Origin of the sequence: Pseudonocardia sediminis (genome assembly GCF_004217185.1) — a bacterium.
GTDB lineage: Bacteria > Actinomycetota > Actinomycetes > Mycobacteriales > Pseudonocardiaceae > Pseudonocardia > Pseudonocardia sediminis.
Map to the genome: position 1 here is coordinate 279,658 of NZ_SHKL01000001.1, position 13,628 is coordinate 293,285.

At 72.2% G+C, this 13,628-nt stretch carries 12 protein-coding genes and 1 pseudogene; 8 read left to right on the forward strand and 5 right to left on the reverse strand.

Annotated elements, in window-relative coordinates:
* The first annotated feature begins 40 nt into the window (after nucleotides 1-40).
* The 4 genes from EV383_RS01360 to EV383_RS01375 all read left to right on the forward strand — a co-directional run bounded on the left by EV383_RS01360 (nucleotide 41) and on the right by EV383_RS01375 (nucleotide 3,395).
* Nucleotides 41-514, forward strand: a complete 474-nt coding sequence (locus EV383_RS01360) for a MaoC family dehydratase (protein WP_242622837.1) — start codon at nucleotides 41-43, stop codon at nucleotides 512-514.
* Between the two features lie 59 nt (nucleotides 515-573).
* A complete protein-coding gene (locus EV383_RS01365; protein ID WP_130288220.1) occupies nucleotides 574-1,137 on the forward strand; it encodes a Uma2 family endonuclease in 564 nt (187 codons plus the stop codon).
* Nucleotides 1,138-1,197: 60 nt separating this feature from the next.
* Nucleotides 1,198-2,028, forward strand: coding sequence for an HpcH/HpaI aldolase/citrate lyase family protein (locus tag EV383_RS01370; RefSeq protein WP_130288221.1), 831 nt, complete (start codon nucleotides 1,198-1,200; stop codon nucleotides 2,026-2,028).
* Between the two features lie 200 nt (nucleotides 2,029-2,228).
* Nucleotides 2,229-3,395, forward strand: a complete 1,167-nt coding sequence (locus EV383_RS01375; RefSeq protein ID WP_130288222.1) for a serine hydrolase domain-containing protein — start codon at nucleotides 2,229-2,231, stop codon at nucleotides 3,393-3,395.
* An 18-nt stretch (nucleotides 3,396-3,413) separates the two neighbouring features.
* Here EV383_RS01375 and EV383_RS01380 read toward each other — a convergent pair whose 3' ends face one another.
* Nucleotides 3,414-3,686: a UBP-type zinc finger domain-containing protein gene (locus tag EV383_RS01380; RefSeq protein WP_130288223.1), complete on the reverse strand. Its 273-nt coding sequence runs from the start codon at nucleotides 3,684-3,686 to the stop codon at nucleotides 3,414-3,416.
* A 53-nt stretch (nucleotides 3,687-3,739) separates the two neighbouring features.
* Between EV383_RS01380 and EV383_RS01385 the strand changes: the two genes are divergently transcribed.
* The gene (locus EV383_RS01385; protein ID WP_341273699.1) at nucleotides 3,740-5,308 is read left to right on the forward strand and encodes a Na+/H+ antiporter; all 1,569 of its coding nucleotides are present in this window, start codon (nucleotides 3,740-3,742) and stop codon (nucleotides 5,306-5,308) included.
* Nucleotides 5,309-5,357: 49 nt separating this feature from the next.
* On the opposite strand, the gene EV383_RS01390 is transcribed toward EV383_RS01385, so the two are convergent.
* Nucleotides 5,358-6,779 (reverse strand): APC family permease, encoded by a 1,422-nt coding sequence (locus tag EV383_RS01390; RefSeq protein ID WP_130288224.1) that lies wholly within the window; start codon nucleotides 6,777-6,779, stop codon nucleotides 5,358-5,360.
* Nucleotides 6,780-6,881: 102 nt separating this feature from the next.
* Nucleotides 6,882-8,117, reverse strand: coding sequence for a macrolide family glycosyltransferase (locus EV383_RS01395; protein WP_130288225.1), 1,236 nt, complete (start codon nucleotides 8,115-8,117; stop codon nucleotides 6,882-6,884).
* Between the two features lie 495 nt (nucleotides 8,118-8,612).
* Between EV383_RS01395 and EV383_RS01400 the strand changes: the two genes are divergently transcribed.
* Entirely contained in the window at nucleotides 8,613-9,080 is a 468-nt protein-coding gene (locus tag EV383_RS01400; protein ID WP_130288226.1) for a hypothetical protein, read from the forward strand.
* A 70-nt stretch (nucleotides 9,081-9,150) separates the two neighbouring features.
* Complete coding sequence (locus tag EV383_RS01405) at nucleotides 9,151-10,608, forward strand: multicopper oxidase family protein (RefSeq protein ID WP_242622838.1); 1,458 nt, start codon at nucleotides 9,151-9,153, stop codon at nucleotides 10,606-10,608.
* Nucleotides 10,609-10,956: 348 nt separating this feature from the next.
* Here EV383_RS01405 and mscL read toward each other — a convergent pair.
* Both mscL and EV383_RS01415 read right to left on the reverse strand, forming a co-directional pair.
* A pseudogene (gene mscL / locus EV383_RS31915) lies at nucleotides 10,957-11,328 on the reverse strand (large conductance mechanosensitive channel protein MscL); the annotation flags it as partial.
* Between the two features lie 102 nt (nucleotides 11,329-11,430).
* Entirely contained in the window at nucleotides 11,431-12,132 is a 702-nt protein-coding gene (locus EV383_RS01415; protein ID WP_130288228.1) for a FadR/GntR family transcriptional regulator, read from the reverse strand.
* 48 nt (nucleotides 12,133-12,180) lie between these two features.
* Here EV383_RS01415 and EV383_RS01420 point away from each other — a divergent pair, with 48 nt between their 5' ends.
* The gene (locus EV383_RS01420) at nucleotides 12,181-13,434 is read left to right on the forward strand and encodes a CynX/NimT family MFS transporter (protein WP_130288229.1); all 1,254 of its coding nucleotides are present in this window, start codon (nucleotides 12,181-12,183) and stop codon (nucleotides 13,432-13,434) included.
* Nucleotides 13,435-13,628: the final 194 nt, after the last annotated feature.

Below are 13,628 nucleotides of genomic sequence, written 5' to 3' on the forward strand. Positions count from 1 at the left end.
GACGGGCGTGCCGTTCGTCGGTCGAACGTGAGGAGTGCCGGTGACCGACGACGGCCGGGCCGTGTCCGGGAAGTGGTTCGAGGACCTCGAGGTCGGGCTGGTGGTGCAGCACGCGACGCGTCGCACGGTCACCGAGACCGACAACGTCCTGTTCACCACGATGACGATGAACCCCGCGCCGCTGCACCTGGACGCGGACTACGCCTCCCGGACCGAGTTCGGGAAGCCGCTGGTCAACAGCATGTTCACGCTCGCGCTCGTGGTCGGGCTGTCGGTGCCGGAGCTGACGCTGGGGACGATCGTCGCCCAGCTCGGGCTCGACGGGATCGCGTTCCCGGCGCCGGTGTTCGCCGGCGACACGGTGCGGGTGGAGAGCGAGGTCGTCGAGTCGCGGGCGTCGAAGTCCCGGCCCGACGCCGGCCTGGTCGTGATCGAGCACCGCGCGCACAACCAGCGTGACGAGCTGGTCTGCACGGTCCGGCGTACGGGTCTGATGCACCGCCGGCCCGCCTGACCTCCGCAGGACTGTCGGTACCCCGTGCCACCATGACCGGGACGGAAGGGAGGCCCGCGATGACGGACGCACTGTCCTGGCCGCGGCACCAGCTCACGCTCCCGGACTGGGAGGCGTTGCCCGAGGACGAGACCCTCCGGCTGGAAGTGGTCGAAGGGATGCTGGTGATGGCGGCACAGCCCTACTCCCTGCATCAGAGAGCCGAGCGACGCCTGGTGAACGCTCTGGAAGCCGATCTGCCGACGACGTTCAGCGGGCTGCACGAGGTCGAGGTCCTGCTGGCGGAGGAGCCACTGACGATCCGTGTCCCGGACGTCGTGGTGGCGTCGACCGATCTCGTCGACAGCAATCCACACCGTTACCGGGCCGCGGACCTGCACCTGGCCGTCGAGATCCTCTCCGACGGCAGCCGACGGGTGGACCGGGTGCTGAAGTTCTCCGAGTACGCCGACGCCGGCGTTCCGCAGTACTGGATCCTCGACCTCGACGCGCCCACGACCCTCACCGCGTACGTCCTCGTCGACGGTGACTACGAGCTCGTCGCCGAGGCCACCGGCACCGTCGACCTCACTGTGGCCGGGCACCCGGTCTCGCTCGATCTGGAGTCCCTCACCCGTCGTTGATCCGCCCTCGTTCCTGATCCACGCTGCACCCCTGCCGATGCATCGGGCAGGCTCCGTCCCATGACCGACTTCGTCCCGCGCAGCCTGCTGTTCGTCCCCGCCACCCGTCCGGACATGGTGGCCAAGGTCGAGCGCGTGCACCCCGACGCCGTCGTCCTCGACTGGGAGGACGCCGTCGCGCCCTCGGAGAAGGAGGGTGCCCGCGCCACGGCCGCGGAGACGCTCTCGGCCTCCCGGCCCGGCGCGGACGCGGTGCTGATCCGGATCAACGCGCCCGACACCCCCTGGCACGACGACGACGTCACGGCCCTCGCCGAGCTGGTCACCGCCGGGCACGTGGACGGTGTCCTGCTGCCCAAGTACGAGCACGTCGCCCAGCTGACGGCGCTGCGCGACGCGTTGGAGCCGGGGACCGTGATCGTCGCCGGGCTGGAGAGCGGGCTCGGTGTGGCCGACGCCCGTGAGCTGCTCGCCGCCGGGCCGGAGTCGGCCTACTTCGGCGCCGAGGACTACATCGCCGACATCGGCGGCCGGCGCACCGCGGCCGGGCTGGAGGTGCTCTACGCGCGCAGCCAGGTCGCCCTGGCCGCGAGCCTGACCGGGGTCGCGTCGCTGGACCAGGTGGTCACCGCCGTCAAGGACGACGACGCGTTCCGCGCCGACGCGCGCCAGGGCCTCGAGCTGGGCTACCGCGGCAAGATCTGCCTGCACCCGTCGCAGGTCACGCTCGCGCACGAGGTCTTCACCCCGACCGACGAGGAGATCGCGCACGCGGAGAAGGTCCTGGAGGCGGGAGAGTCCGGGGTCGGCCTCGTCGACGGCCAGATGGTCGACGCCGTGCACCTGACGCTGGCCCGAGCCGTCCTGGCCCGGGCCGGCCGCCCCGCCTGACCCGCCCGGCCGATCCGACCCCGTCTCGCAGCCGATCCGGTGCCCTCGCACGCGATATTTCGTGTGCGAGGGCACCGGAATCCGTGCGAGGAGAGGCCGGGTGGCTGCGGTGTCGTTCTCCTCGATGGTGGTGTGGGTCACAGGTGCAGGGTTAGCGTCCTTGCGACGTACGTCCTGACCTCAGCGTGGAGGCACCTGTCATGACCCAGACCGTCGGCGCGGCACAGCAGATCGACGACCTTCTGTCCGAAGCGGCCGGGAGCGGGACGGTGCCCGGCGTCGTCGGGCTCGTCGCGAACGCCGACGGCGAGACCTACTCCGGCGCGTTCGGGCACCGCGTCGGTACCGAGCCGATCGCGCCCGACACGGTGGCGTGGCTGGCCTCGACCACGAAGGCGATCATCGCCGTCGCGGCGCTGCAGCTCGTCGAGCGCGGGAAGCTCGACCTCGACGCCCCGATGGGGAGGCTGATCCCGCAGCTCGCCGCCCCGCAGGTGCTGGAGGGCTACGACGACGACGGCACCCCGCGGATCCGCCCGGCCCGCACCGACGTCACGCTGCGGAACCTGCTCTCGCACACGGCCGGCAACGGCTACCACTTCTGGAACGCGAACGTCCTGCGCTACCAGACCGAGAACGAGCTGCCCGGCATCATCGCGTGCCAGGAGGCCACGCTGACCACGCCGCTGCTGTTCGACCCGGGCACCCGCTGGGAGTACGGGATGAACATCGACTGGGTGGCCAAGGCCGTCGAGGCGGTGTCCGGGCAGAGGATCGGCGACTACCTGCGGGAGAACGTGCTGGACCCGCTGGGCATGCGCGACACGACGTTCACCCTCAGCGGCGAGCACCGGACCCGGCTGGCCGGGATGAACGTCCGCACCCCGGACGGTCTCGTCGCGATCGACTTCGAGATCCCGCAGGAGCCGGAGTTCCAGATGGGCGGCGGCGGGATGTACGGCTCGCCGGCCGACTACCTGCGGTTCCTGCGGATGCTGCTGCGCCGCGGGGAGCTCGACGGGGTCCGCATCCTGGACGCCGAGACCGTCGACATGGCCCGGCGCAACCAGATCGAGAACCTGACCATCGGCAAGATCGCGACCGTCGACCCGGGCAGTTCCAACGACGTCGACTTCCTGCCGGGCACCACGAAGAAGTGGTCCCTGCTGGGGATGCTCAACGTCGAGGACACCCCCGGCGGACGCTCGGCGGGCAGCCTGTTCTGGGCCGGGCTGTGCAACTCCTACTACTGGGTCGACTGGGAGAAGGGCAACTGCGGCCTGGTCGTCACCCAGATCCTGCCCTTCGCCGACCAGCACGTCCTGGACCTGTTCGAGAAGTTCGAGGACGCGGCCCGGACGCTGTAGACGCCGGTGCCGCCCGGATCAGACGATCCGCTGGTCCGGGTAGCACCAGCGCCACGACTCGCCCGGCTCGAACGAGCGCATCAGCGGGTGCTCGGTCTCCTGGTTGTGCGCCGTGGCGTGCCGGTGCGGGCTGGAGTCGCAGCAGGCGACGTGCCCGCAGCTCAGGCACATCCGCAGGTGTGCCCAGACGTCCGCGCCGATCGCGCGGCAGTCGACGCAGCCGTCGGATCCGTCGGGGGTGGGCTCGGTCCAGGAGGCGACGTCGATCTCGGTCGTGTGTGCGCAGCTCATCGTTGGTCCATTCTGCTCCTCATGACCCTGCCCCCTCCCGACGCGTCCCGACCGTGATCGCCGAGCTCGGCCTGCTCGGCCTCGTCCTCGGCGCACTGGCGATCACCTGGCTGTGCCGGCGGTTCGACCTGCCCGCTCCGCTGGTGCTCGTCGTGGCCGGGATCGCGGCGTCGTTCCTGCCCGGCGTCGGCGTGATCGAGTTCGAGCCGGACGTCGTGCTGCTGCTGGTGCTGACGCCGTTGCTGTACTCGTCCGCGCTCGACGCCTCCTACCTGGGGTTCCGTGCCAACACCCGGCCGATCGCGCTGCTCGCGATCGGCCTGCCGGTGTTCACCGCGGCCGCGGTGGGGGTGGCCGCGTGGTGGGTGGTGCCGGAGCTGTCGCTGCCGGCGGCGCTGGTGCTGGGGGCGGTCGTCGCGCCGCCGGACGCGGTGTCCGCGCTCGCGGTCGGACGCCGGCTGGGGCTGCCCCGGCGGGTGATGACGATCCTGGGCGGGGAGAGCCTGGTCAACGACGCGACGTCGCTGACGCTGTTCCGCGTGTTCGTCGCGGTCGCCGCCGGGACCGGGGTCACGGTCTGGGAGGCGGGCGGGATGTTCCTGCTCGCGGCCGTCGGCGGGACCGCGATCGGGCTCGTCGCCGGGTGGGTGGTGCACTGGGTCCGTCAGCGGCTGGGCAACGCCGACGTGGAGAGCGCGCTCGGGCTCGTCGTCCCGTTCGCGGTGTACCTCGTGGCGGAGGTGGCGCACACCTCGGGCGTCCTGGCCGTCGTCGTCGCGGGGATCTACCTGGGCCACCGGGCACCGCAGAGCGGGTACGCGACGCGGCTGCAGGAGCAGGCCGTCTGGCGGGCCAGCGACACCATCCTGGAGTCGGTGGTGTTCGCGCTGATCGGCCTGCAGCTGACCTCGGTGCTCGCCGCCGCCGGGCGTCCCGGCCCGCTGGCGCTGGCCGGGGTCGTGCTGACTCTGGTCGCGGTGGCGGCACGGATCGTCTGGGTGTTCCCGACGACGTACCTGCCGCGGGTGCTGTTCTCCGGCGTCCGCAGGCGGGACCCCCCGCCGCCGTGGCGGGTCCCGGCGGTGATCTCCTGGTCGGGGATGCGCGGGGTGGTCACGCTCGCCGCGGCGTTCGCGATCCCGGCGGAGGTCCCGGGCCGGGAGACGATCGTGTTCCTGGCCTTCTTCGTCACCGTCGCGACGCTGCTGCTGCACGGCCTGACGCTGCCGATGGTGATCCGGCGCCTGGGCGTCCGGGACACCGGCGGGCAGGCCGACCTGCTCGCCGAGGCCCAGACGCAGTACGACGCGGTGCAGGCCTCGATCGCCCGTCTCGACGAGCTGACCGCGGGCACCGAGAACGGCGAGCACATCGCCGGCAAGCTCCGCCACACCGCGCAGATGAGCGGCAACGCCGTGTGGGAGCGGCTCGGACGCCCCGACTCCGAGGCCGGGGAGAGCCCGGCCGCGCGGCACCGTCGTCTGCGCGCGGAGATGCTCGCCGCGGAGCGGGCCACGTTCGTGGCCCGCCGCGACTCCGGCGACATCGACGACGAGGTGCTCCGCCGCGTGCAGCGCCGCCTGGACTACGAGGAGGCGATGCTCGACCGCGGGGAGTCGTGAGGGGTCGTGCGCGGACATCGTCGCTCCAGCAGCGATTTCCGCGCACGGGTCATTCGAGCTTGGCCGGGTCCAGCGTCGCCTTCTTCACGCCGAGGCGGCGGTTGAGGAACACCGTCAGGACCCAGAGCAGCACGCCGAGGACGACCAGGATCCCGGCCACCTGGTACTGCTCGGCGTCGCGGCCGGAGAACGGCAGGACCAGGTAGGCACACGCCAGCGCGCCGACGACGGGCAGGCCGGGCGGGGCGCGGAAGTGGTCGGCGTCGACCCGGTCCTTGCGCAGCACCAGCACCGCGACGTTGACGACGGTGAACACCGCGAGCAGCAGCAGCGACGTCGTGCCGCCGAGCACCGAGACCACGTCCGAGCCGCCGAGCGAGACGTAGGTGATCAGGCCGAACGAGACCAGCGTCGTGAAGATGATCGCGACCCACGGCGTGCGGCGGAACGGGTGCACGCGGCCCAGGGCCTTCGGCAGCACCGCCTGGTTGGCCATGCCGTAGAGCAGCCGGCTGGCCATCAGCATGTTGATCAGCGCCGAGTTGGCGACCGCGAACATCGAGATGAACGGCAGCACGACGTCGGCCGGGATCCCCGGGGCGCCGGCCCGCACGACCTCCACCAGCGGCGTCTCGCTCGCGGCCAGCGGCCCGACCGGGACCAGCGCCACCGAGCAGATCGCCACCAGCACGTAGATCACGCCGGTGATGGACAGGCCGGTGATCATGATCTTGGGGAAGATCTTGCGCGGCTCGCGGCACTCCTCGGCCATGTTCACCGAGTCCTCGAAGCCGACCATCGCGAAGAACGCCAGCGACGTCGCCGTCGTGACGGCCAGGAACACGCCCTTGTCCTCGGGCGCGTCGAACGCGACGACCCGGGAGAAGTCGGCGTTCCCGCCGGCGATCGCGTAGATCCCGATCAGGATCACCAGCAGCAGACCGGAGAGCTCGACGATCGTGAGCACCACGTTGAGCTTGACGCTCTCGCCGACGCCGCGGAAGTTGACCGCCGCGACGAGCAGCATGAAGCCCAGCGCGATCAGCACGATCCCGCCGTTGCCCAGGTCCAGCCCGAAGCCTTCGTTCAGGTTCGACGCGAACGCCCGCGACGCCGTCGAAGCCGAGGTGATGCCCGAGCTCATCACGATGAACGTGACCATGAACGTCAGGAAGTGGATGCCGAACGCCTTGTGCGTGTACAGCGCCGCACCGGCCGCCTGCGGGTACTTGGTGACCAGCTCCAGGTAGGAGAACGCGGTCACCATCGCGACCGCGAACGCGACCAGGAACGGCAGCCACGCCGCGCCGCCGACCTCCTCGGCGACCTGCCCGGTCAGGGCGTAGATCCCGGTGCCGAGGATGTCGCCGATGATGAACAGCAGCAGCAGCTTCGGGCCCATCACCCGCTTGAGCGCGGGCTGTCCGTCCTCGGTGACGTCGCCACCGGTCGACGCGGTCTGTTCGGCCATGTGGTTCCGATCCCCCCGATCGCGGACGTCGCCGACGCCCGCTCCGTCACGATCGGTACAGAGTGCTGGGCCGGACCCCCGCTGTCGAGCCGCACGCGCGGATCATCGCCGCGACAGGGGTTCTCCCTCACCCCGGGCACGGGAGGAGACGAGCCGTTCGAGCGCGTCGGCACCGGTCGACGGGCCGTCGGTGGACCGGAGCTCGGCGGAGAGACGCTCGCAGCTCGCGCGGACCTCCGCGTCGTCGGCGACGGCGTCGACGGTCCCGAGGAGCGTGCGGGCGTCGAGCGCGTCCGGGTCCAGGCGGCGCCCGCATCCGAGCTCCTGCACGCGGCGGGCGTTCATGTCCTGCTCGGGCATCTGCGGCACCCCGACCTGCGGGACCCCGAACCAGAGGGCCTCCATCGTCGAGTTCATGCCGTTGTGGGTGAGGAACGCGTCCGCCCGCTCGAGGACCTGGACCTGCGGGACGTGGACACGCACCTCGATGTTGCCCGGGAGCTCGCCGATCGCGTCGAGGTCGACCCGCTCACCGACCGCCATCAGGACCTGCCAGCGGCTGCCGCCGAACGCCTCGGCGCAGAGCCGGAAGAAGTCCGGACGGTCGTTGAACACGGTGCCCAGCGAGATCAGCAGCAACGGCGCGTCCGGGTCGCGCGGCTCCCAGCCGACGTCACCGCTCCGGCCGGCGACGGAGGGCCCGAGGAAGACGAACGTGTCGTCGAACGTGTCGCCGGCCGGCTGGAAGCTCCGCGGGACGAACACGAGGTTCAGCTCGCCCGGCGTCCCGAACACCGCCGCGTCGTGCCGTAGCCCACGGGAACGGGCGAACTTCGCGACGCGTTCGGCCAGCCCGGCGAACACCGGCGCCATGGCGGCCGCCACGGGGGACCGGTTCAGCACGTCGCGGCGCAGGTCGAAGTGCTCGTTGCCGGCGAACGACGGGTTCAGCGACACGAACGGCAGGTCCAGCTCCTGCGCGACGAGCGAGCTCACCGGGCTCATCGCGTCCCCGCACAGGGCGTCCGGGCGGTCGCGGCCGAAATGCTCGACCAGCACCGGGAACGTGTCCTCGACCGACGTCGCGAACGCCTGCATCCGCCGGGCCATGTCGTCCGGGTCCGGCGGGGTGCCACCGGTCATCGGGGGCGGCCCGTCCGGCATCGAGAACGGCACCTCGACCGGCTCGGCTCCGGCCGCGCGCACGGTCCCGGCCATCTCCGCGCCGGTGGCGTAGGTGACCCGGTGCCCTCGACGGACCAGCTCGGTGACCAGCGGCAACGTCGGGTTGATGTGGCCGTGTGCCGGCATGCTGACGAACGCGAAGTGCCTGCTCATGATCCCTCGGCGACTCGGGGTGCGCCCGGGCGACGACGGCCCCGGGCCGGTGTCTCCTGATCATGGCACCGGTGCGCGGACCGGGCCGTGGCGTTTCCCGAGCCGCCGCGGCGGGTGCCGGGGAGGGCGCCCGGAAGCCGGACATCGGAATCGGGAGCAGGAGGAAACCGGCGCCGGAAAGCGCTCTGAGGTGTTGCTCACACGGGGGCGGGAAACCCGGCACGCCGGTCCGGACGGGGGGAGTTCGGGACCGGCGCGCCGGGAAACCGTGGGCCGGACCGATCGGTCCGGACGATGGTCGCCGCGGCGGGCTCCCTGGAAGTGTGCGCCCGCCGGGGGCCGTTTCGATCGGGTTTCATCTGTTTTGGGGACCGGTTTCCGCCGTGGCAGCGCCGCGACCGGCGGTTTCATCTCGTTTGTGTATGACCGCGCACGGGTCCGGGGAGTTCACTGCGCCATCGGTACTTGCGACCCCGCGACCTCCCGGAGGGCACGATGCGAACCGCCTATCGCGTACTGGCCTACCTGCTCGCGATCGAGGTCGTGATCCAGGCCGCCGCCGTCGCCTACGCCTTCTTCGGCGAGGCCGCGTGGATCGAGGGCGGCGGGGTCCTCGACAAGGCGGTGATGGAGAGCGACGTCATCCCGTTCCCCGAGGTCGCCGGGTTCATCATCCACGGGATCAACGGGCAGCTCGTCGTCCCGCTGCTCGCGCTCCTGCTGCTGGTCGTCTCGTTCTTCGCGAAGATCCCCGGGGGCGTGCGGTGGGCGGCGATCGTCCTCTTGGTCGTCGTCGTGCAGGTGCTGCTCGGGATGTTCGGGCGGGGCCTGCCGGCGCTGGGGATGCTGCACGGCGTCAACGCCCTGATCCTCTTCACGACGGCGGTCGTGGCGGCCCGGCTCGCGAGCGGGACACGCAGCGAGGGCAGGGTCCGCGTGTCCGAGCGTGCTGACCTCGGCTGAGCCCGGGCCTCCCGCGTCGCCGCCGGTCCCGGCCGCGCCCGTGTGGACCGGCCGTCGGCGGTGGCGCACCGTGCTCGCGCTGCTGGCCACCGTCGCGGTGTTGGCGCCGATCGCGTGGCTGTGGTGGGACAGCACGATGCCCTCGACCTACTCGGTCATGGACATGGGCCGTCCCGACCTCGGCGGCGGTCCCGCCGGCCCGCCGGCGGCCGGGACGCACGACGGCGCGCACGCGGGGATGCACGGCGGCCGCGGCGTGGACACCCTGCGCGAGACCTCCACCGCGCCCGCCGACGTTCTCGTCACCGTGACGGCACGGCGTCAGGTCTTCCGGCTGCCGTCGGGGCAGCAGGTGGACGGGTACACCCTGAACGGGACGTCACCGGGGCCGGAGATCCGCGCCGTCCAGGGGCAGATCGTGCAGATACGGCTGGTGAACGAGTCCGTCCCCGGCGGCGTCACCCTGCACTGGCACGGTGTCGACGTGCCCAACGGCGACGACGGCACCGCAGGCGTCACCCAGGACGCGGTGCCCCCGGGTGGGGAGTTCACCTACCGGTTCACCGCTCGCGACGCCGGGACGTACTGGTACCACTCGCACCAGGTCGCCCACGAGCAGGTGCAGAAGGGGTTGTTCGGTGCGCTGGTGATCGCCCCCGCCGCGGCACCGGCCGGGCCCGAGGCGCTCGCCCTGGTCCACCTCTACGACGGCCACCGCACCGTGAACGGCCGTTCCGGCGACGTCCCGGTGGCCGCGGCGCCGGGGAGCCGGGTCCGCGTGCGGGTGGTGAACACCGACAACGGCCCGATGTCGGCGTGGGTGACCGGCGCGCCGTTCCGGCTCGTCGCCGTCGACGGCACCGACGTGAACCAGCCGTCACCGGTGTCCGGGCAGGCGGTGACCGTGACCGCCGGCGGGCGGGCGGACCTGGAGGTCGCGGTGCCCGCGGACGGCTCCGGGGCCCGGGTCGAGCTCGGCGGCGACACCGCGATGGTGTTCGGGAGGCCCCTCGCACCGTCGCGGAAGCCGGCCGTCACGCTCGACACCCTGGCCTACGGGACGCCGGCGCCGCTCGGCTTCGACCCGGCCGCGGCGGACCGGACCTTCGGGTACGCGGTGGGGCGCCGTCCGGGGTTCGTCGACGGCCGCCCGGGCCTGTGGTGGACGGTCAACGGCCACATGTGGCCGGACGTGCCGATGTTCGTCGTCAGCGAGGGCGACGTGGTGCGCGTGCACATCACCAACACCAGCGGCGACGTGCACCCGATGCACCTGCACGGGCACCACGCCGTGGTCCTCGCGCGCAACGGGGTGCCCGCCACCGGCAGCCCGTGGTGGGTCGACACGCTCGACGTGGGCGACGGCGAGTCCTACGACATCGCCTTCGTCGCCGACAACCCCGGCATCTGGATGGACCACTGCCACAACCTCACGCACGCGGCCGAGGGGCTGGTGGCGCACCTGATGTACACCGGGATCTCCGAGCCGTTCCGCGTCGGTGGGGACGCGGCCAACGACCCGGAGTGACCTGCGGGGATCCGCCGGTCAGTGTCGCGGGGTGTCGCTGGGATCCGCGTGCCGGGAGCGGGGACGGCGCGGACGCGCCGTGGGCCGGGCTTCGTCGTGGCCGCGGGCGTGGCCCGGGGACTGCTGCCGGTACCCGTTGGTCTGCTCGTCGATCCATTCGTCGGCCCACTGCGCACCCGGGCCCGGACGCCGTGCGGCCGCTCGCCCGGATCCGGGCCGGTGGGGCGCGGCCTGCTGCGGGGCGGGCGGCGGCCCGTCGTCCTGCGGGGTCATCCGGGCCGTGCGCTCCTCGGCCGGGACCGCAGCCCCCACCGACGCCCCCACCGACGCCCCCACCGATGCCTCGGCCTGGGCCTTGAGCAGGTCGCGGATCTCGGTCAGCAGCTCGACGTCGGTGCTCTCGGCGGGACCGTCCTCCTCGCCCCGGCGACGTCGTTCCACCAGCCACTTCATCGGCGCGACGACCAGGAAGTAGACGACCGCGGCCGTGATGACGAACGTGATCGTCGAGTTGATGAACGTCGCGTAGTCGAACTCGACGTCGTTGACGACGATCTTCCCGGCGAACTCGCCGCCGCCGGAGAACAGCTGGATCAGCGGCTTGAGGAACGCGTTCGTGAACGCCGTGACCACGGAGGTGAACGCCGCACCGATGACGACCGCGACCGCCAGGTCGACGACGTTACCGCGCAGCAGGAAGTCCTTGAAACCTTTGAGCAAGACGGTCGCTCCCGGTCGGGGTCGGGTGGTCCGCCGGACGACCATAGGGGAGACACCGTCCCGTTCGCGGACCCCCGCCCGGGTACTCGGGAGAACCCCTGCTCAGGCCCGCTGCTCGATCAACCGGGTCAGGAATTCGCCCGCCTCCCGTGCGGCACGCTCGACGTCGCGGGCCGCGATCGCCTCGACGATGCCGGAGTGCGAGACCTCCTTCTCGGTGCCGATCTCGGGCGGCATCGTCGCCGCGACGCTGCCCGCCACCGCCTCGGCGACCCCGCGGTAGAGCTCGCTGAGCAGGGAGTTGTGCGCGCACCGCACGACGAGCGCATGGAAGTCGGTGTCGGTGCGGACGGCGTCGGCCACGGCCGTGTGGTTGGCGTCGGGGTCGGCGACCGCGGCGTCGTGCAGGGCCGTGTCCCGGACGACCATGGCCGCGCGCAGGTCGGCGAGGTCGTCGTTGGTACGGCGGACGGCGGCCAGGCGCGCCGCGTCGACCTCCAGGATCCGGCGGACCTCGAGCACCTCGCGCAGCTCGTCGCCGCACAGTTTGCGCAGCGCCCCGGAGAGCTCGCTCGTCGCGCGGACGAACGTCCCGTCACCCTGCCGGACCTCCAGCAGTCCGCCGTGCGCCAGCGCGCGGACGGCCTCGCGGACGGTGTTGCGCCCGACGTCGAGCGAGGTCGCGAGCTCGGCCTCCGGCGGGATCTTCGTCCCGACCGCCCACTCGCCGTCCCGGATCGCCGCGCTCAGCTGCTCGATGACCTGCTCGACCAGGCCGCCACGGCGTGCTGTGACCAGAGGCACCGGATTATCCTTTCATCGGAACATCCTACGTCTGCCAGAGTAGTCGCAATGAGCATCCAGCACGCCGAGGACCAGGCAGAGGAGACCGTCGTCACCAGGGCCGCCGAGTCGGTGGACCACCGGCGACACGCCGCCCTCGTCGGTACGCCGCTGCTCGTCGTGGGCGTCGCGCTGGCCGCGTCCAACCTGCGTCCGGCCGTCACCAGCATGGCGTCGGTGCTCGGCGAGGTGCGCGACGACCTGGGCGCCTCGTCGGTGTGGGCGAGCGTGCTCACCTCCGCCCCGACGATCTGCTTCGGCCTGGCCGCGGTCGCCGCGCCGCTGCTGGGACGCCGCTTCGGGATGGCCCGCGCGGTCGGGATCTCCCTGGCCGTGCTGACCCTCGGCCTGCTGATGCGCGTGATCGACGGGCCGTGGGTGGTCCTCGGCGGCACGTTCGTCGCCGCGGCCGGCATCGCGATCGGCAACGTCCTCATCCCGGTCGTGGTGAAGGAGTCGTTCCCGAACGCGGTCGGGCGGGTCACCGGCGTCTACACCGCCGCGCTCGCCGCCGGAGGCGGCATCGGCGCCGCGTTCACCCCGCCGATGGAGGCGCTGTTCGGCGGCTGGCGGGCCTCGGTCGGGGCGTGGGCGGCACTGTCGCTCGCCGCGTTGCTGGTCTGGGGCATCGGCGCCCGGCACGGGACGACCGGCGGCGTAGCGCGCGCAGGTGGCGACGGGGCCGTGCCCGAGCGCCGGTCGTTGCTGCGCAGCCCGCTGGCCTGGGCGGTCACCGCGTTCTTCGGGCTGCAGGCGCTCGTCGCCTACACCGCGATGGGCTGGCTCGCGGAGCTCTTCGTCAGCGTCGGCATCCCGCGCACCGACGCCGGCTACATGCTGGCGCTGGTCAACATGATCGGGATCCCGCTGAGCTTCATCGTGCCGCCGCTCGCGCTGAACCGGCGCTCGCAGTCCGGGTGGATCGTCGGGATGGCCTCGGTCGGGCTGGCGTCGGTGATCGGCATGGCGATCGCGCCGGCCGCGGCACCCTGGCTGTGGACGGTCATGCTCGGCGTCGGGATGGGTGTGTTCCCGCTGGGCCTGGGCGTGATCGCGGTCCGCACCCGCAACTCGGTCGACACCACCAGCCTGTCGGCGATGGCGCAGGGCTTCGGCTACCTGTTCGGCGCGAGCGGCCCGTTCCTGTTCGGGCTGCTGCACGGGATCAGCGGGGGATGGACGCTGTCGCTGTCCCTGCTCGCCGTCGTCATCGTCGCGGAGATGGTGCTGGGCTGGATCGTCGGTCGCCCGCGGTACGTCTGAGCGTCGCTGTGATCCTTTCTCGCGCTGCCGGAACCGCGTCGCCGGAACCTCCGGCTGCGCGCTACCGTCGTCGGTGACCGATCGGCGCCCGCCACGCGGGCGGACGCAGCCGGATCGGGACCGATGTTCATCGCGCGAGCCCGGCCGGATCGACGGCCGCGACCGTCGCCGGGCCCGCGCAACCGCAGTAGGAG

Bases quoted from the DNA above. Each gene is read 5' to 3' on its own strand.
- EV383_RS01365 (WP_130288220.1), top strand. From the start codon at position 574: ATGACGGACGCACTGTCCTGGCCGCGGCACCAGCTCACGCTCCCGGAC.
- EV383_RS01370 (WP_130288221.1), top strand. From the start codon at position 1,198: ATGACCGACTTCGTCCCGCGCAGCCTGCTGTTCGTCCCCGCCACCCGT.
- EV383_RS01375 (WP_130288222.1), top strand. From the start codon at position 2,229: ATGACCCAGACCGTCGGCGCGGCACAGCAGATCGACGACCTTCTGTCC.
- EV383_RS01380 (WP_130288223.1), bottom strand. From the start codon at position 3,686: ATGAGCTGCGCACACACGACCGAGATCGACGTCGCCTCCTGGACCGAG.
- EV383_RS01390 (WP_130288224.1), bottom strand. From the start codon at position 6,779: ATGGCCGAACAGACCGCGTCGACCGGTGGCGACGTCACCGAGGACGGA.
- EV383_RS01395 (WP_130288225.1), bottom strand. From the start codon at position 8,117: ATGAGCAGGCACTTCGCGTTCGTCAGCATGCCGGCACACGGCCACATC.
- EV383_RS01400 (WP_130288226.1), top strand. From the start codon at position 8,613: ATGCGAACCGCCTATCGCGTACTGGCCTACCTGCTCGCGATCGAGGTC.
- EV383_RS01420 (WP_130288229.1), top strand. From the start codon at position 12,181: ATGAGCATCCAGCACGCCGAGGACCAGGCAGAGGAGACCGTCGTCACC.